The organism is Bacteroides fluxus YIT 12057, assembly GCF_000195635.1.
GTDB lineage: Bacteria > Bacteroidota > Bacteroidia > Bacteroidales > Bacteroidaceae > Bacteroides > Bacteroides fluxus.
This window is the reverse complement of record NZ_GL882633.1, coordinates 127,818-145,770: the sequence shown is the minus strand read 5'-3', so window position 1 is coordinate 145,770 and position 17,953 is coordinate 127,818. Positions and strand designations below refer to the sequence as shown.

The window sequence follows — 17,953 nt, the reverse complement described above, 5'->3', positions numbered from 1 at the left end:
GTTTTATGGATATACTGAAGAATATAGATGAACTTTTGATCTCTTTGGGAGTGGCTCCCTCTCTGGCGGATGTGCTGGACCAGTTTATTGCCTTTGCCTTGGTACTCGTCATTGCTTTTGTGGCCGATGCGGTATGCAGGCACATCCTGATGAAGGCGGTGGCTCATCTTGTCAGGAAGACAAAGGCGACTTGGGACGACATTGTTTTCGACCACAAGGTAATGGTGCATCTCAGCCGTATGGTGGCTCCGGTCATTATTTATATTTTTGTTCCGGTGGCATTTGCAGAGACAAGCTCATCTACTTTGGGATTTATCCAGCGTGTTTGTCTGATATATATACTTATTGTATTTCTAAGCTTCATCAACTCTTTTCTGAAAGCGGTCTATGTTGTCTATAGCGAGAAAGAGCAGCTTCGTGACCGTCCGTTGAAAGGCATGCTGCAAACCGTGCAGGTTATCCTGTGGTTTGTCGGGGCCATTGTTGTCGTCAGTATTCTCATCGACAAGTCGCCCCTCTCCTTGTTGGCGGGGTTGGGAGCTTCGGCGGCCATTCTGATGCTGGTATTCAAGGACAGTATTATGGGGTTCGTATCGGGCGTGCAGCTTTCTGCCAACGATATGCTGAAAGTGGGCGACTGGATTGCGATGCCCAAATATGGCGCGGACGGTACAGTCATCGAAGTCACCTTGAATACCGTTAAAGTGCGTAATTGGGATCATACAATCACAACGATTCCTCCTTACCTGCTTGTCAGCGATTCTTTCCAGAACTGGCGCGGCATGCGTGAGAGCGGGGGACGGCGTGTAAAGCGTTCCATCAATATCGATATGACGAGCGTCAAGTTCTGCACTCCGGAAATGTTGGCAAAATACCGTAAGATTCGTCTTTTGAAGGAGTATGTGGAACATACGGAGCAGGTCATTGAGGAATATAATGCCGAGAACCATATTGACAACTCCATTCTTGTCAATGGCCGTCGCCAGACGAATTTAGGCGTTTTCCGTGCCTACCTCACGGCTTATCTGAAGAGCCTTCCCGATGTGAACCAGGAACTTACCTGCATGGTACGCCAGTTGCAGCCCACCGACCATGGTATTCCTATGGAGCTTTATTTCTTCTGTGCCCTTAAAGACTGGGTGCCGTATGAAGGGGTACAAGCCGATGTCTTCGACCACGTACTGGCCATTATTCCGGAATTTGACTTGCAGGTATTCCAGTCTCCGTCAGGCAGGGATTTCCAAAGGGCTTTCTCTTGACGTTCAATGCTCATGTTACATATAGAGAACTTTCAAGGAAGCTACTGGAAAAGCTTTCTGAGGTAGGACTAAAAGCTTGCAGAGTTAGGAGAAAACTCTGTTCGCAGCTTGCGAACGGATATTCACAGGCTGCGAACATGTATTCAAAGCTTGCGAACGGATATCCGCAAGCTTTGAATAAAGTTTTTCCACTCAGTTTTATTTTACCCAATTACCGCTCATCCAGTCACATTCTGCCTTGATGGCTTCGAAAGAATCGTATGCCAGACTGGTGTCAACGGTATTTCCTGCGGCTACGAATGCCTCGTGGGTGTAGATACCCTTTTCACTCTTCAGCTTGGAGTCAACAGTCATGTTCTTCAACTTGGATGTACCTGCCAGCAGGGCATTCTCGGTCTCTTCACTTTCCAGAGTAACCGCATTTCCCTTGCCGCAAACCTTGGCACCGTCAATGGTTACCTGGGTACCGCGGCGCAGGCGGATTCCCCGTTTGTTTTCTGTGGAACCGTTGCCTACGAAGATGAGGTTTTTCAAGGTAGGATGGGCTATAGGCGTGGCGGTGAAGTCGTTTTCATAGTTGTCCGCTTCGATGAGGCAGTCGCAGTCATAGCCTAGCGTGGCCTTCGGTTCTTGGTAAGCCACCAGGTTGGTGCCTGTTCCTCTCCAGCCTTCGGTCCAGTCGTAAGAGTCGTCGCTGCAACTTACCACTACCATGTTGCTGATATTGACCGTACCGCCGAAGAACTCGAAACCGTCGTCTGAACCTTTATATGCTTCGCAGTGGTCAACTGTAGTACCGTTACCCACCCCGTAGAAAGTGATGCCGTTGGCCTCTTTCTCCGGATTGAATGCGTAGCCGCTGTATTCGACGCGGACATAACGTAATGTTCCGGAATTGTCGGCATCATCGTTGCCGCCGTATGCGGCGTCACCAATCTCGGAGACTCCCGATCCTACGTTGGTCTGTGCCTTGCCGCAGATATGGATACCGCCCCATGCACCCGGCTCTTTCAGGTCGCTGGTCATGACGATGGGTTTGTCTGCCGTACCTACTGCATTGATTTTACCGCCTTGTTTCACAAGGATATAATCTACGATGTCGTCATCACCGATGGCAGTGATGGTTACACCCTCTTCGATGATCAGCGTTGCACCGTTCTCTACGATGTACTCGCCGCTCAGTTTATAGGAATTGCCGGCTTTCAAGGTTACATCCGAGGTGATGGTGCCTTTCAGTGTAGCGCCGTTTTCAATTCCGTTGCCATTCTCTCCTCCGGTTCCGTTGTTGTCGTCGCTGCATGAAGTGAAGAAAGACATTCCGGCTGCCAGAGCCAGTGAACACAATTTCCAGTTTAAAGATTTCATAATTCAATTTGTTTATTGGTTAGTGATTATAGCTTCACTCCGGTTCCTTTCCCAAAGGGGGGAGAGGAGTAAAGTTTTGTTTGTTTATTTTTTTAGAAGTTGTAGCTTGCGCCTATTTCAAAGTTCGCGCCTTTCTTGTAGCGTTCCACTTCGACGGTCTGCCCTGTCTTCGGCACTTCTTGCTTGAAGACGACCGCGCGGTTCAGCAGGTCGTTCACCTGAAACTTCATGCTGAAATGCTTGTTGAAGTTGTAACCGGCGTTGAAGTTCAGTGTGTGTACGGCTTGCTGCTTCACGTCTCCCAGGCCGGATATTCCTACGGAATGGATGCGGCTGCCTTGCAGGTTGTAGAGCAGGGCGAGGTTCAGCTGGCGTATCTCGCCGAAACGGGGAGAGTAGGTAAGGTCGGCGTTCACGAGGATGGGCGACGCTCCTTGCAGGGAACGTTCCTTGTTGGTATAGGCTCCACTTTCGGGCAGCTTCACGTTGGTGTACATGTAGCTGACGTTGGCGCCCAGACGCAGGTCGCGTACCAGTTCTTTGCGGATTTCTACCTCCACGCCGCCTGCCATACCGTTGTCGGCGTTGTTGAAAGAGTGTATCGTGCTGCCTCCGTTGAGCATTTGGGTACGCTCGATGGGCTTGTCCAGGTATTTGAAGTAACCGGTGACGGAGAGCATGTCGCCGTTTTTCTTGAAGAGCTCATACCGCAGGTCGAAGTTAAAGTTGTAGCCGTTCTCCAATTCCGCATTACCGCGAATCTGTGCCGACCCGTAGGATTCCTGGTAAAGGAACGGTGCCATTTCGATGAAGGACGGACGGGTGACGGTACGTGAGACGGAAAATCGGAGGCTGTTTTCCTCGTTTACTGCATACTTCAGGTTCAGGGTGGGGAAGAAGTCGTTCTTGTCCAGATTACGGCGTTTGGAATACTTTTCGCCTCCGTCTGTGGCATACTTCACCCACTGTTTGCTGATTTCATACCTCACGCCTAAGTTCACCAATATGGACTCGGTGGGGTAGAAATCGGTCAGCAGATAGCCGGCATAAATGTCGTTGCCTGCTTGATAGGTCTCGTAAGGGTACATATAGCGTCCTACGGTGATGCTGCCGTTGGCTATGTTTTCCTGGTTCAGAAAGCCGTCCGTATCATATATGTTGTCGATGGTGGGCTTCAGTTTCCGTACATCGTAGTAGAATCGCGTGCCGGCATAGTCACGGTTCTTGTCCTTGTAGTTGAAACCGGCTTTGATGAAGTTCCGTTCGTTCCATTTCCATTTCAGCCCGAAGCCGGCGTTCCATTCTTCCTCGTCCAGCTCGCCGAAGTAGCGTGCGGTCTCTTGTTGGTTCAAGGTGAAGAGGCTGAGGCCTCCCTGACTGTTCTTGATGTACATCACTTGGCGTCGGTCCGGTTCTTCGCTGCTTGTCTTGCCGTAGGAAGCTCCCCAGGTCAGTTCCCATTGTTCCTGCCCGCCGAAATTGTGCTGGCCGTTCAGCTGATGGTTCCAAAGGGTATATATATGGGTGGCATTGTTGCTGCCGGTCAGTTCGTAGCCTTCGGAGTCTTTGCCTTCCCGGCGCTGATAGGTATCACTGGCGTTGCGGGCGTAGAAGAAGGTGTAGCCTATGCGGTCATGTTTGCGTAACGTGTAGCCCAGATAGCCCAGCGCGGCAAGCTTCAGCTCGTCTGTATAGCTGTCGTAGCCGAAACTGTCCAAAGCGTTTCCGCTGGCTTCCAGAGTCTTGTAGAATGCATCGTTCATGGTTTGATGTCCGTTTGAGGCACTGATGGAGGCCAGCACGCTTAGTGTCTGGTTGCCGATGCCGAAATTCTTGCCGATACCGATGTTTCCGCCCAGTTCGGGCAGGGACGTTTTCTTGCTGACGGCAAAGGAAGTGTTGAATATGTTTTTGGTCTTTACATACTCGTTGAATTCGGTGCGGCTCATATCCAGTGCCGCACGGTCTATGGAAGGGGTGTTGAACAGCGAGCCGTCTCTGTCCATCCGGTAGCATTCCTTGCCCAGTGTGTTGAACTTGCCGCCTGTGTTGAAGCTGAGGTTGAAGAAATCACTGGTGACGTTTTCCTTGGTGTTGATGTCGATGTGTGCGCCGGAATAGTCGGCGAAGGATCCCGCGTCATATACCTTGCTCACGGTAATGTTCTGTACGGTGCTGGACGGGAAGAGGTCGAGCGGAATCAGTTTGTTGTCCGGATTCGGCGAGGCGATGGGCAGTCCGTTCAAGGTGGTCGCGCTGTAACGGTCTCCGAGTCCCCGTACAATCAGTTGCCCGGCATTGGCGATGGAAATGCCCGTGATTTTCTTCACTCCCTCTTCTACATTGCCGATGCCCTTGATTCCCATTTCTTTGGAACCTAAGTTCTCGATGGCGAGCGTTGCCTTCTGCCGTTCCATCTGCAAGGCGCGCTCACCTTCCAGATTCTTCTTGGCTGTGACTTGCACTTCGCTCAAGGTCTGCGCGTCACTGTCCATCTCAAAATCCAGCAGAGTTTCACCGTTTACTTTTACGGCATTCCGGGTGATGTCCTTGTAACCGATATATTTCACGGTCAGCGTGTAGGTCCCGTTGGGTATTTCCAGTATGTAGTTTCCGTCTATGTCGGCCACGGCGCCTCTGGAGGTTCCGGATATCTGTATGGTGGCCCCGGTCAGCGGTTCCTTGGTTTGTTTGTCGGTGACAGCCCCTTTTATGTTGTCTGCCATGGCAGGCATGGCGGAGATTGCCAACAGTAAAATAAGAAAGAAAATTTTTCCCGAATTCAGTTTCATGTTCATCTTTTATACGTTCTTTAATCCGCTGCAAAGATGAGGCTAAAATATTACGGGGAGGATACGCAGGCTATACGTTTCATTTTCAAACACGTTACGATTTCATTACGCTCTTTTGCCTTTTTTCTATCTTTTGCTTTCAAATAAAGATAAATATATATCTGAGGGTTGTTTGTTGGAGTTTTATGCTTATTTTTGTACAATTGATAAAACGAATATGTATGAATACCGAATATGGTGATGAGAAAGAGCGTTTTCGCCGTTTGTCTATGCTTGGCCAGATAGGGTGGTGGGAAGCCGACTTTTCTTCCAGGCAATATTTATGTTCGGAATATATATGTAAGCTTCTGGGGTTGGAAAGCGATACTGTAAGTTTTGCCGATTTCAAGCAGAGGATACATGAAGATTATCGTGTGCACATCAGCCGCAGGTTTTTGGCCTTAGAGGAACTGGATGTTTGTGAACAGGTTTTTCCCGTTTCCGTAAAGGATGAGATGGTGTGGGTGCGTTCCCGCATGGGATACAAGGAACGTACACCGGATGGAGGCCTGAAAGTTTTTGGAGTGCTCCAGTGCCTGGAAGAAGGGCCGGACATCAAGAAAGAGGGCCGGATCATGCACCGGATCAACAATCTGCTGTACAGGCAGAATTCCATATCCCAGTCATTGTTCCATTTCTTGAAGGACGATGAGGTAGATCCCGGCATTTATGAGATATTGAATGATATCCTTGAATATTTCAAGGGGGGACGTGTCTATATCTTTAAATATACAGAAGAATTCCGGAGCCAGAGTTGTATTTATGAAGTGGTTTCCGAGGGGGCAGTCCCGATCATGGACACGATGCGGGATATTCCGACAGAGCGTCTTCCCTGGTGGACTTCACAGATACGGTCACAGAAGCCCATCATCCTGGAGTCGTACAGGCAGTTGCCGGAAGCGGCCGAGAGTGAATGTGCCCTGTTGGTGAAGCAAAATGTAACGTCACTGATGGCGCTTCCTTTGGTTGCGAACGAGCAGGTATGGGGATATATGGGGGTTGATTTGCTGGAACGGCAAATCAGCTGGTCTAACGAGGACTATCAATGGTTCAGCTCTCTGGCTAATATCATCAGTATCTGTATCGAGTTGCGGAGGGTGAAGGACCATGTGGCCCGCGACTGTAGTTTCCGTAACGATTTGTTCCGCTACATGCCTTTGGGATATGTCCGTATGTCCGTTATATGTGATAAGGACGGAAAGCCTGTTGATTACACCTTGACGGATATCAATGAAGTCTTTGCGGAGTTGTTCGGTATCTCCGTGTCTGATTATATTCATAGAAAGGCTTCCGATATTTATAGTGATGTGACTCCGAAGCTGGATTTCCTGACCGATATTCTGCAGTCTGATGTACATGAGGAACTGGATATGTGTTTCGGGCGTACGGAAAAGATGTGTCATGTGGTAATGTATTCTCCTCAGAAGAATGAGGTCGTTGCCCTGTTTTTGGATACAACAGACACTATACAGGCTCATCAGGCATTGGATCATAGTGAGAAATTGTTCCGCAGTATATTTGCCAATATTCCGGCCGGCGTAGAGATATATGATCAAGAAGGGTGTCTGGTGGATGTTAACAATAAGGACATGGAAATATTCGGGATCAAGGACAAGGCGGATATAATAGGTATCAATCTGTTTTCGAATCCCAATTTCTCTGCTGCGTTTATAGAACAGATAAAAACGAAAGATGAGGTGGATTTCCGTCTGGACTACTCCTTCGAGACTATCCGGGGCTATTACCCTACAGACAAAACGGAGGTCATCAATCTATATACCAAGATAAGTAAGGTTTACGACAGTAAGGGGGTGTTCACCGGTTATGTGATGATTAATATCGACAACACGGAACGTATTGACACCTTGAGCCGTATTTGTGATTTTGAGAATTTCTTCTTGCTTATATCGGACTATGCCAAAGTGGGTTATGCCAAACTGAATCTGCTGGACCGGAAGGGATATGCCATCAAGCAGTGGTATAAGAATATGGGTGAAGACGAGAATGCTCCTTTGACGGATGTCGTCGGGGTTTATGAAAGGATGCATCCGGAGGACAGGACACGGATGCTGGACTTCTTTCAAAAAGCGTGCACCGGCGAGGCAAAGGATTTTAGAGGAGAGCTGCGTGTTTTGCGGGAGGATGAGAAGAATAAGTGGAACTGGATACGTACCAATGTCGTGGTCAACCAATATCAGCCGGAAAATGGGCAGATTGAGTTGATCGGCGTCAATTATGATATCACGGAATTGAAGGAAACGGAAGCCATGTTGATTGAGGCTAAGGAGAAAGCCGAGGCGGCAGACCGTTTGAAATCTGCTTTTCTTGCCAATATGAGCCATGAGATCCGTACTCCCTTGAATGCCATTGTTGGTTTTTCCAGCTTGTTGGGGGAGACGGAAAACGTTGAGGAAAGGAAACAGTATATAGCGATTGTGGAGGAGAACAATGACTTGTTGCTACAGTTGATTTCGGACATCCTTGACTTGTCCAAAATAGAGGCCGGGACATTCGACTTTACCAAACGTGCATTGGATGTGAATCTTTTATGTGAGGATATTGTACGTACTATGCGCATGAAAGTCAAACCGGGAGTCGAGCTCCTTTTCGACTCTCATTTGCCGGAGTGCCAGATAGTGAGCGACCGCAACCGTCTGAACCAGGTTCTTGCCAACTTTGTCAACAACGCCGTCAAGTTTACTTCTGCCGGCAGTATCCGGGTGGGGTATGAACCCTTGGACGAAAACCGTCTGCGCTTCTATGTGGCTGATACAGGCATCGGCATCGAGCCGGAAAAGCAGGTGCAAGTGTTTGATCGTTTTGTGAAGCTGGATACTTTTGTACCCGGGACGGGCTTGGGACTTTCCATCAGCAAGAGTATCATTGAGCAACTGGGAGGGACTATCGGAGTTGACAGCAAGGTGGGTGAGGGTTCTTGTTTCTGGTTTACCTTGCCGATAGGATAATCTTTTTTATGACAAAGGGAGGTGTGTCAAAACTGATAAAAGAACACAAATTACACAAATTACGCAACCCCTGCTTTTTAATGACTACTGATAATCAACGATTATCAGATTCGCTTTTTTGCGTAATTTGTGTAATTTGTGTTCTTTTATCAGTTTTGACACACCTCCTTTTATAAAGGCTGATTGTTATAGTCCGAATGAGAATTTGTCAATGGACTGATATACTGCGCTGGCGATACTCAGTGCCAGGATGCCCAGTGTACATATAGCCAGGCTGGCGCGGGTATAATTGTCGCTGCGGAATGCCGCGATAGGCTCATCGCTCTTGTTGATGTACATTGCCTTCACTATTCTCAGGTAATAGTAAAGTGAAATGATTGTATTGAGCAGGGCTATAAACACCAGCAGGTGGAAGCCGCTCCGGAACGCCGCCGCAAAGATGAAGAACTTGGAGAAGAAACCTGCGAACGGCGGAATGCCGGCCAGGGAGAACAGCGCCAGTGTCATCAGGAAAGCCAGCTTCGGATTGGTGCCGTACAGCCCGTTATAATCTTCCAGTGTATATTTGTGTGCACGGAGCGCCACGATGGTGATGACGGTAAATACTGCCAGGTTGGCAAACATATATATCAGTACATAGTACACCAGTGACGTCATGCCTTGCGATGTTCCGCTGATGATGCCCAACATGATATATCCGGCTTGGGAGATACTTGAGAAAGCCATCAGTCGTTTTAAATTCTGCTGGCGGAGTGCGAAAAGGTTGGCCAATGTGATAGAGGCGATAGTAACCCAGTAGAGCACTTCCTGCCATTGTGCAACCATCGGTGCGAATACTTTGATGAGGATGGCCATCAGCACGAAAGCGGCAGAACCTTTGGAGATGACGCTCAGATAAGCGGTAACCGTACTTGGCGCGCCTTCGTAAACGTCGGCCGTCCAAAGATGGAACGGTACCAGTGAGATTTTAAATCCCATGCCGGAGAAGAAGAATACGAATGCCATGATCTGTAGAGGATTACCATCGAGATGGGCCGGGATATCCGCGAAATAGAGAGTACCTACCGAGCCATAGATCAAGGAGATGCCATACAGTAACAGCCCGCTTGAGAAAAGCGCGGTGAGAATGTATTTGGCGCCTGCCTCGGCGGAATGGTGACGGTACTTGTCGAAGGCAACCAAGGCTGCCATAGGAATACTTGCTGTTTCCAGACCGATGAAGAACATCAGGAAGTGTCCGGACGATATCATGAAATACATGCCCAGCAGGGTAGAAAGTGTCAGCACGTAAAACTCACCTTGCTTGATGGCTGTGTCGGGACGGCGCATCCATTCGTGTGCCATCAGGAACACAATCAGTGTACCGATACTCAGGATGGACTTCACGATACTTTGTATCGGCTGGTTGTGATACATGCCGCCAAAAGCATCGGCCACAGGTCCGGGCACAATCGTGATAAGCGTATGTATGGCGAGCAGAACAACGGGGAGCATGGTATTCAGCATCGGCTTGCCGCTGTTCTTGTGTGCATCCGGACTCATGAAGAGGTCGGCTATGAAGAGGATGACGATGACCAGTACCAGCGACAACTCTTCTTTCAACAGGAGAAATTGGGAATAATCCATGTTAGAAATTTATGATTTATAATTTATGATTTATGTTTATGATTTGAGATTGAAGATTTGAAATTTAAGATTTATGATTTACGCGCATGTATCAGCAAATCATAAATCTTAAATCATGAATCTTGAAACACTGTCTCCAATCATTTCGCTTATCCACCACGGTGCCATACCGAGGGCGGCTACGCAGGCTATAAGGATAATGACAGCTGTACGTTCGTCCCAAGTGGCATCGGTCAAAGCGAGGTGATGCTTGTTGGTACAAGTACCGTACAGGATCTTGCCTACCAGTCTTAAGATATAGACTGCCGTAATCACAATGGATGTACAGGCGATGACCGTCCAGACACGGTGGAATGTGTCGGGGTGCTGGAAAGACCCTGTGAAGATGGTCATCTCGGCAACGAAGCCGCTGAGTCCCGGCAAGCCTAAGTTGGCAAGACCGGCAATCACATAACAGACTGCCAGGAAAGGCATGACCTTCATCAGTCCGCTGAGTTCACGGACGTCACGTGTGTGGGTACGTCCGTAAATCATACCGATAAGGGCGAAGAACAGGGCTGTCATCAGTCCGTGTGAGAGCATCTGCAATACGGCACCTGTACAGGCTGTCTGGTTCATCATCAGAATGGCGAAAAGCACCAAGCCGCAATGGGAGACGGAAGAGTAGGCGTTGATGTATTTCAAGTCCGTTTGTACACAAGCGGAGAATGCGCCGTAGACAACGGATATACCGGTAAGGACCAGGAATATCCAACCCAATTCCTGTGCGGCTTCGGGCATCAGGTACATGGCGATGCGGAAGCATCCGTAACCTCCTAATTTCATCAATACACCGGCATGGAGCATGGATACGGCAGTAGGCGCGGAGGCGTGACCGTCGGGACTCCATGTATGAAACGGGAACAGGGCACCCAATACGCCGAAACCAAGGAAGGTCAGCGGGAACCAGATGCGTTGTTGTTCGACAGGTATATTGTGCAACTGGGCTATTTCCAGCAGGTTCATGGTAGTGGCGCCGGAACCATAGTAGATGCCTAAGATACCGATCAGCAGGAAGGCAGAACCACCCATCAGCATTAAAGTCAGTTTCATGGCGGAATATTCCTTGCGTCCCGAACCCCATACACCGATTAGCAGGTACATCGGGATAAGGGCCACTTCATAGAACATGAACATGGTGAACAGGTCTGTTGAGATAAAGAAGCCGAATACACCGATGGAAAGGAAGGTGAACCAGAGGAAATATTCTTTAGTCAGCGGTTGCAGGCGCCAGGAAGCGAAGGTACCGGTAAAGACTATGATGGCCGAAAGCAACAGCATGGCTACCGAGATACCGTCCACACCTACGGAGTAGTGAATGTTGAGGGCAGGATACCAGGGAATATCGGCACGGAACAGCATTTCATCCGTAGCGCCGGCCTGACGGGCATTGAGGTACATCACGGTCAATGCTATCGAAAGAACCAGCAAAGCCGATGCACCGGTTACCATCACCGCGCGTATTTGTGCGATGTTGCGGCTGAGCCAGAGACCCAGCAACATCAGCAAGGGGATGAGTACAAATAATGATAAAAAGTTCATCTTTATATTTACGATTTAACGATTTACAATTTATGATTGAAAGATCTCGGGTTATAGTAACAACAGCAGTATCAATGCGAGGGTACCCAACAGGAATACAAATGTATATTGCTGGATACGTCCGCTTTGCAGGCCGCGTATCTCGTCACTGGTGGCTTCGGCACTCCAGGCAAGGAAATTGAAGAAACCATCAACCACATGGCGGTCCCACCACGCAATAGGGCGGCAGATGCAGGCGAAGATGATGCGGTGAGTAATGAACTGATAGACTTCATCCATATAGAAACGGTGATAAGCGGCTGTCCACAAACCTTTAAAGCGGCGGGCAAGTGCGTTGGCGACAGGTTGCTTGCTGCCTGCATAGATATAGGTCGCCATCGCGATGGCGGCAATGGCGACGGCGATACTTGTGCCTGCCACTGCCCAATCGAGATGAATATTGTATTCCGTACCGTTGGAACTGATGAAATGCCCGAAAGGAAGGACGGTTTGCCAACCTCCTACCACTGTTATCGCTGCGAGGAACATCAAGGGGATGGTCATCGTCAACGGGCTTTCATGCGGTGTATGTCCGGCATGGAGTTCTTTGTTTTCCGTTCCCCAGAAGATGCCGTAATAAAGGCGGAACATGTAGAATGCTGTCATTCCTGCGATGACGGTCATGATCCATCCCATGACAGGGCTGAACTGGAAACAGGCTGTCAGTATCTCGTCTTTGGAGAAGAATCCGGAGAACGGGGGGATACCGGCGATGGCCAGACAGGCTATCAGGAATGTGATATGCGTGATAGGCATATACTTTCTCAGTCCGCCCATAGCAGACATCTCGTTGCTGTGAACCGCATGGATAATGCTGCCGGCGCCGAGGAAGAGCAATGCCTTGAACATGGCATGAGTGAACAGATGGTACATCCCTGCCATATAACCCAACCCGCCATGATGGGGATCGGACGATGTGCATACGCCCAACGCCACAATCATGAAGCCGATTTGTGAGATGGTGGAAAATGCGAGTACACGTTTGATGTCGCTTTGCACACAGGCAACGCTGGCGGCATAGAAAGCGGTAAAGGCGCCTACGTATGCTATGATATGCAGTACATCCGGGGCGTATGCTATGAACAAGGGGAACATGCGCGCTACCAGGTAAACACCTGCGACCACCATCGTTGCGGCATGAATCAAGGCGCTGACCGGAGTAGGTCCTTCCATGGCATCCGGCAACCAGATGTGCAGCGGGAACATGGCGCTTTTTCCGGCGCCACCGATAAACATCAGTCCCAAGGCTAATGGAAGCATGGCAGCACCGCCTTTAACCAATGCCATTTCGTTGGGATGGAAAGTATAGGTTCCGGCATAATAACCGTAAACGAGAATACCTATCAAGAATCCCAGGTCGGCAAAGCGGGTGACGATGAATGCTTTCTTGCTGGCGGCAATGGCGGCCGGTTTGGTATAGTAGAAACCGATCAGCAGATAAGAAGACACGCCTACCAATTCCCAGAAGAGGTACATCTGGAAAATGTTCGTGGCTACTACCAGTCCCAGCATGGACATGGTGAACAAGGAAAGGAAAGCATAGTATCTCTGGAAACCGCGTTCGCCTTTCATATAGCCGAAAGAATAGATATGTACCATGAATGAAACGGTACTTATGACAATCAGCATCATGACTGAAATCGGGTCGAGCAGAATGCCCATGTCGATACTGAGTGACGGTGTGAACGGCAGCCATGTGAAATTGTAGGGCATCAGTGTGGCATATGTACCGTCAGCCAGTCGGGGAGCGCTGAAGTACAGTCCTGCAGTGAGGTAGGAAAGTACTGCTACCGCACCCAACACCACGGTGCCGATCAGCCCGGCAGTGCGGTGTGACATCCATTTGCCTCCCAGTCCTAAGGTAAGGAAGGAGAGGAAAGGAAGGAGAAGGATTAGAATTGTATATTCCATTTCTTTAAATTATTAGGTTTTACCATTTCAGTTCGTCCAGTTTGTTTACTTGGATACTGCGGATATTACGGTAGATGTTGATCATGATGGCAATAGCTACTGCCGTTTCTGCCGCCGAGATGGCGATGGAAAACAGGGAGAAGAAATATCCCTCCAGTCCTCCGGGGAACAGAAAACGGTTGAATACCGCGAAGTTGATATCCGTGGCGTTCAGAATCAGCTCGATGCTGATAAGTATCGCCAGTGTGTTGCGTCGGGTGAAGAACCCGTAAATACCGGCGAAGAACATGATAGCCGAAACTATCAGATAATATTCCATGTGGATCATAAGAATTATGATTTATGATTTATAATTTATGATTTAGAATGTGCACTGATGATTTATGAATTGTGATTTGTGATTTACAACCTATTGCGCGGCTTATAAATCATAAATCATAAAATCATCAATCTTACCGTTTCCGGGCGATAAGCAAGCCACCCACGATACATGCCAGCAACAGGATGCTGACTGCTTCGAAGGGCAGCAGGTATCCATATTTGTCACCACTCAGCATGTGATGGCCGATGGTCTTGATGTTGACCTCCAGAGGTTCCACATCGGTAGTGGCGATGAACTTATGGTTCAGGGTAATGAACAATACTATGACGGCACCTCCTATGGTAGTTCCCAATCCGGCAAGGAACTTGCTGCGTTTCAGTTTGCCTGCGATGTCACCTTCACCACTGGTAAGCAGGATGGAGAAGACATATAGCACAACAATACCGCCGGCATAGACCATAATCTGGACGGAACCGAGGAAGGTATAGCCCAGCAGGAAGTAGATGCCGGCTGTTCCGAAAAGTACGAACAGCAGGTAAGTAGCCGAGCGTACCATACGGTGGGTGGTTACCGTCAGGATGGAAAATACGGTAATAAAAGCCGCAAGGAAGTAGAATACTACTGTTTCAAGATTTATTTCCATGTTGTCTAATTACAAGTTATTAATTACAAATTACTTTGTCATCTCTTCTTTGGGAGTGGCAGGTTTCTTTTTTTCTTCCACGTGACTGCCCGGACGGTTCAGTGTCAGCACTAATTTGCTCCGGTCAAATACGGCATGCTCAAAGTCCTGGTCGAACATGATGGCATCGTGCGGACAGGCGTTCACGCAAAGCTGGCAGAACATGCATGAACCGAGGTCGTATTCATATTTTGCCAGGATTTTCTTTTTCTTGCCTTCTTCCGTTTCAATCATTTCGCTTGTCACTTTGATTGTGTCATTGGGACAAGCCGTCTGGCACAGGCCGCAGGCTACACAATGGTGCTCGTTGTTGGCGTTATGGGGCATGGTCAGCGTGCCGCGGAAACGGTCGGAGAGTTTCAGGGTCGCGCGGTTTTCCGGATACTGTTCGGTAGTCTTTTTACGGCAGAATACGGTCATGGTCGTTTTCATACCCGTCAACAAAGAGGTGATGCCGCGGAAAAGCTTGACGAAGTAAAGTCTCTCCCCCGGCCTCTCCCCTGTAGGGAGGGAAGACGGGTTGCCTTTATCTATATATCTATCATCTACTTTCATATATTCTTTTATATTATCTCTTTTATACTTCAATACTATCTCCTTCCCCTCCCTGCGGGGGAGGGGATAGAGGGGAGCGGCTTTAAAAGTGCAAGTCGAATACTACAATTAATACCATCAGAATCAAGTTCACCATGGAGATGGGAACCAGATATTTCCACTCTAAGTTCAAGATCTGGTCGATACGCAGGCGCGGGAAAGTCCATTTGATCCACATCAGCAGGAAGACTACGAAAAAGGCTTTTCCGAAAAACCAGACAAAACCGGGAATGTAGTCCATCAAGGCATTGAAGCCGTCCAACCCTGCAATATGAAGCGGCATCCAGCCTCCCAGGAAGATGGTGGCGGCTACGGAAGCCACGATGAACAGGTTCAAGTATTCGGCGAGGTAGAAGAAACCGAATCCCATACCGGAATATTCCGTATGATAACCGGCTGTCAGCTCACTCTCCGCTTCGGGCAAGTCGAAAGGACCACGGTTGGTCTCCGCATTGCCGGCGATGAGGTAGATGATAAAGGCAATCAGTGCGGGAATATGTCCTTTGAAGATGAACCATCCGTCGGCTTGCCCTTCCACGATTTCGGAGAACTGCATGGTACCCATCAGAACTACCATTGTCAATATGCTCAATCCGCAGGACAATTCATAACTGATGATTTGCGCGCCGCTTCGCATGGCTCCGATCAAAGAGAATTTGTTGTTGGAGCTCCAGCCCGCCAGCAGGATACCTACTACGCCGATACTCGAAGCGGCCAGCAGGAAGAATACGCCCACGTTGAAGTCCAGTACCTCCAGCCCTTTATTGATGGGCAGGCAGGCGAATGTCAGGAATGAAGCGATGATTACCATGAACGGGGCCAAGTTGTAAAGGAGCCGGTCAGAAAACTTCAAGTCGATGATTTCCTTTGTCAACATCTTGATGACGTCGCAGGGCACTTGGAGCAATCCCCATTTTCCCACACGCATCGGGCCGAGGCGACATTGGAAAAAGGCGCATATTTTACGCTCCATGTATATCAGGATGATGGCAAGTATGGCATACATCAGAATGATACATATGCCAATCACCACACATTCAAGGAATATAGCCAGACCTTCCGGCATCAGGGAAGTCAGCGTCTGGTGAATCCAGTTGGTTACTATACTAAAGTCAAACACGGTGTTTTGAATTTTGAATTATGAATTTAGAATTTATAATTATCTCTCATCTGTCAATATCCGGTACTACATAATCCAATGTTCCGCCGATGGCGATAAGGTCGGCTATCTTAGCTCCGCGGCAAATGGTATTTACGGTTGATACCAATGGCAGTCCCGTACTGCGGAAATGCAGGCGGTAGGGCATCTTGTCGCCGTGGCTTTCAAGGAAAACGCCGAACTCGCCGCGACTGCCTTCCACGGCTGCATAGTAGGTGCCTTCCGGCACACGGATAATCGGTTTCATCTTCTCCTGATAAGCACCTTCCGGGATGTTGTCAATCAATTGCTCGATAATTTTCAGACTTTCCAGTATTTCATCCATACGGATAAGGTAGCGTGCCCATGAATCACCTTCGGTGCGGATAATTTCCTTGAATTCCACCTTATTATATACAGCATACGGCATTCGTTTGCGCACGTCGCAGGCCCAGCCGCTGGCACGTCCGGTACCTCCGGTGGCTCCGAAGGCGATGGCGTCTTCCCGTGAGAGTACACCCACTCCTTTCAGACGTTGCTGCGCAATGATATTTCCGGTGAATACGTCATGGTATTCGTGCAGGATACCACGGAGATAGGGGATGAACTCTTTCACCTTTTTTACGAAACCGGGCGCAATGTCTGCCTGTACGCCGCCGATGGTGTTATAGTTCATGATGAGGCGTCCGCCGCAGGTTTCCTCGAAGATGTCGAGTATTTTCTCACGGTCACGGAAACCGTAGAAAAAGGCGGTCAGCGCGCCCAAGTCCATGGCAAGGCAGGAATAGAACAGCAGGTGAGAATCTATCCGTTGCAGTTCATCCATGATGGTACGTATATACTGCACACGTTCGCTCACTTCTACACCCATTGCCTTCTCGATGCACATACACAAGGCATGGCGGTTCTGGTGTGCGCCCAGATAGTCCAGACGGTCGGTCAGGGCTAAAGTCTGCGGGTAAGTCAGGCTTTCGCACATCTTTTCGATGCCCCGGTGGATATAGCCGCAGTTGGCATCGATCTTGTCGATAATCTCACCCTCCAATGATACACGGAAGCGCATGACTCCGTGTGTGGCGGGGTGCTGGGGGCCTATGTTCACTACATATTCTTCATCTCCGAACAGTTGCAGCTCTTTATTCTTGACGGTGCCGTCCGGGTTCAGTTCCAGTTCAGTGGTGGTGTCAATCGTCTCTTCGTTGTCCATACGCAGCGGATTATCCTTTTCGGGATCGTTGTCCTTACGCATGGGGTAGCCTACCCAGTCATTGCGCAGGTAGAGGCGGCGCATATCGGGGTGGCCGATGAAAACAATGCCGTAGAAGTCATATACTTCGCGTTCGTTGAAATCAGCGGCTTTCCATATGTCACTGACAGAGGGGAGCTCGGGGCGTTCCCGGTTCAGGGTAGCGGTGCGTATTGCCATACGTTCACCGGTGACGGTTGACTCTAAAAGATAGACCACACCGAGTCCGCGAGGCGTGTCCGGCGCGTCTTTTTCATCAGGCACTCCCCAATCCATACCGCTGAGGCACTCCAGGAAGTCCATCTGTTTCTCTTTCCGCAGACGCAGCATTTCGTCGTGCAGGGCTGACGGCTCTATGTACTTTATTTCCATATTGGGATTAGTCATAACTAA

The 17,953-nt window shown here is 49.1% G+C and carries 12 protein-coding genes; 2 read left to right on the top strand and 10 right to left on the bottom strand.

The genetic code is table 11. The features are described 5' to 3' along the window. Positions 1-5 precede the first annotated feature (5 nt). Positions 6-1,259: a mechanosensitive ion channel family protein gene (locus HMPREF9446_RS09255; RefSeq protein ID WP_039968928.1), complete on the top strand. Its 1,254-nt coding sequence runs from the start codon at positions 6-8 to the stop codon at positions 1,257-1,259. A 198-nt stretch (positions 1,260-1,457) separates the two neighbouring features. Here HMPREF9446_RS09255 and HMPREF9446_RS09250 read toward each other — a convergent pair whose 3' ends face one another. Both HMPREF9446_RS09250 and HMPREF9446_RS09245 read right to left on the bottom strand, forming a co-directional pair. Beyond that, positions 1,458-2,624: a hypothetical protein gene (locus HMPREF9446_RS09250; protein ID WP_009125348.1), complete on the bottom strand. Its 1,167-nt coding sequence runs from the start codon at positions 2,622-2,624 to the stop codon at positions 1,458-1,460. A 92-nt stretch (positions 2,625-2,716) separates the two neighbouring features. After that, positions 2,717-5,422: a TonB-dependent receptor gene (locus HMPREF9446_RS09245; RefSeq protein WP_009125347.1), complete on the bottom strand. Its 2,706-nt coding sequence runs from the start codon at positions 5,420-5,422 to the stop codon at positions 2,717-2,719. Positions 5,423-5,637: 215 nt separating this feature from the next. On the opposite strand from HMPREF9446_RS09245, the gene HMPREF9446_RS09240 reads away from it, so the two are divergent. Beyond that, on the top strand, positions 5,638-8,421 hold the full coding sequence (locus HMPREF9446_RS09240; RefSeq protein ID WP_039968891.1) for a sensor histidine kinase: 2,784 nt from the start codon (positions 5,638-5,640) through the stop codon (positions 8,419-8,421). A gap of 186 nt (positions 8,422-8,607) precedes the next feature. On the opposite strand, the gene HMPREF9446_RS09235 is transcribed toward HMPREF9446_RS09240, so the two are convergent. From HMPREF9446_RS09235 to HMPREF9446_RS09200, 8 genes are all read right to left on the bottom strand, one after another. Beyond that, a complete protein-coding gene (locus tag HMPREF9446_RS09235; RefSeq protein ID WP_009125343.1) occupies positions 8,608-10,047 on the bottom strand; it encodes an NADH-quinone oxidoreductase subunit N in 1,440 nt (479 codons plus the stop codon). A 108-nt stretch (positions 10,048-10,155) separates the two neighbouring features. Beyond that, entirely contained in the window at positions 10,156-11,628 is a 1,473-nt protein-coding gene (locus HMPREF9446_RS09230) for a complex I subunit 4 family protein (protein ID WP_009125342.1), read from the bottom strand. Between the two features lie 51 nt (positions 11,629-11,679). Next, a complete protein-coding gene (gene nuoL / locus HMPREF9446_RS09225) occupies positions 11,680-13,578 on the bottom strand; it encodes an NADH-quinone oxidoreductase subunit L (RefSeq protein ID WP_009125341.1) in 1,899 nt (632 codons plus the stop codon). A 19-nt stretch (positions 13,579-13,597) separates the two neighbouring features. Further along, entirely contained in the window at positions 13,598-13,906 is a 309-nt protein-coding gene (gene nuoK, locus HMPREF9446_RS09220; RefSeq protein ID WP_004289123.1) for an NADH-quinone oxidoreductase subunit NuoK, read from the bottom strand. Between the two features lie 124 nt (positions 13,907-14,030). Further along, complete coding sequence (locus tag HMPREF9446_RS09215) at positions 14,031-14,543, bottom strand: NADH-quinone oxidoreductase subunit J family protein (protein ID WP_009125340.1); 513 nt, start codon at positions 14,541-14,543, stop codon at positions 14,031-14,033. Positions 14,544-14,573: 30 nt separating this feature from the next. Further along, positions 14,574-15,014, bottom strand: a complete 441-nt coding sequence (locus HMPREF9446_RS09210; protein ID WP_245532263.1) for a 4Fe-4S dicluster domain-containing protein — start codon at positions 15,012-15,014, stop codon at positions 14,574-14,576. Positions 15,015-15,219: 205 nt separating this feature from the next. Beyond that, positions 15,220-16,296 carry an NADH-quinone oxidoreductase subunit NuoH gene (nuoH, locus tag HMPREF9446_RS09205; protein ID WP_039968889.1) on the bottom strand — a complete coding sequence of 359 codons (1,077 nt, stop codon included), beginning with the start codon at positions 16,294-16,296 and terminating at the stop codon, positions 15,220-15,222. Between the two features lie 46 nt (positions 16,297-16,342). Beyond that, positions 16,343-17,932 (bottom strand): NADH-quinone oxidoreductase subunit D, encoded by a 1,590-nt coding sequence (locus HMPREF9446_RS09200; protein WP_039968923.1) that lies wholly within the window; start codon positions 17,930-17,932, stop codon positions 16,343-16,345. Between the last annotated feature and the right edge of the window lie 21 nt (positions 17,933-17,953).

Coding starts and splice junctions, on each gene's coding strand:
- HMPREF9446_RS09255 (WP_039968928.1), top strand. CDS start 6: ATGGATATACTGAAGAATATAGATGAACTTTTGATCTCTTTGGGAGTG.
- HMPREF9446_RS09250 (WP_009125348.1), bottom strand. CDS start 2,624: ATGAAATCTTTAAACTGGAAATTGTGTTCACTGGCTCTGGCAGCCGGA.
- HMPREF9446_RS09245 (WP_009125347.1), bottom strand. CDS start 5,422: ATGAACATGAAACTGAATTCGGGAAAAATTTTCTTTCTTATTTTACTG.
- HMPREF9446_RS09240 (WP_039968891.1), top strand. CDS start 5,638: ATGAATACCGAATATGGTGATGAGAAAGAGCGTTTTCGCCGTTTGTCT.
- HMPREF9446_RS09235 (WP_009125343.1), bottom strand. CDS start 10,047: ATGGATTATTCCCAATTTCTCCTGTTGAAAGAAGAGTTGTCGCTGGTA.
- HMPREF9446_RS09230 (WP_009125342.1), bottom strand. CDS start 11,628: ATGAACTTTTTATCATTATTTGTACTCATCCCCTTGCTGATGTTGCTG.
- nuoL (WP_009125341.1), bottom strand. CDS start 13,578: ATGGAATATACAATTCTAATCCTTCTCCTTCCTTTCCTCTCCTTCCTT.
- nuoK (WP_004289123.1), bottom strand. CDS start 13,906: ATGATCCACATGGAATATTATCTGATAGTTTCGGCTATCATGTTCTTC.
- HMPREF9446_RS09215 (WP_009125340.1), bottom strand. CDS start 14,543: ATGGAAATAAATCTTGAAACAGTAGTATTCTACTTCCTTGCGGCTTTT.
- HMPREF9446_RS09210 (WP_245532263.1), bottom strand. CDS start 15,014: ATGAAAACGACCATGACCGTATTCTGCCGTAAAAAGACTACCGAACAG.
- HMPREF9446_RS09200 (WP_039968923.1), bottom strand. CDS start 17,932: ATGGAAATAAAGTACATAGAGCCGTCAGCCCTGCACGACGAAATGCTG.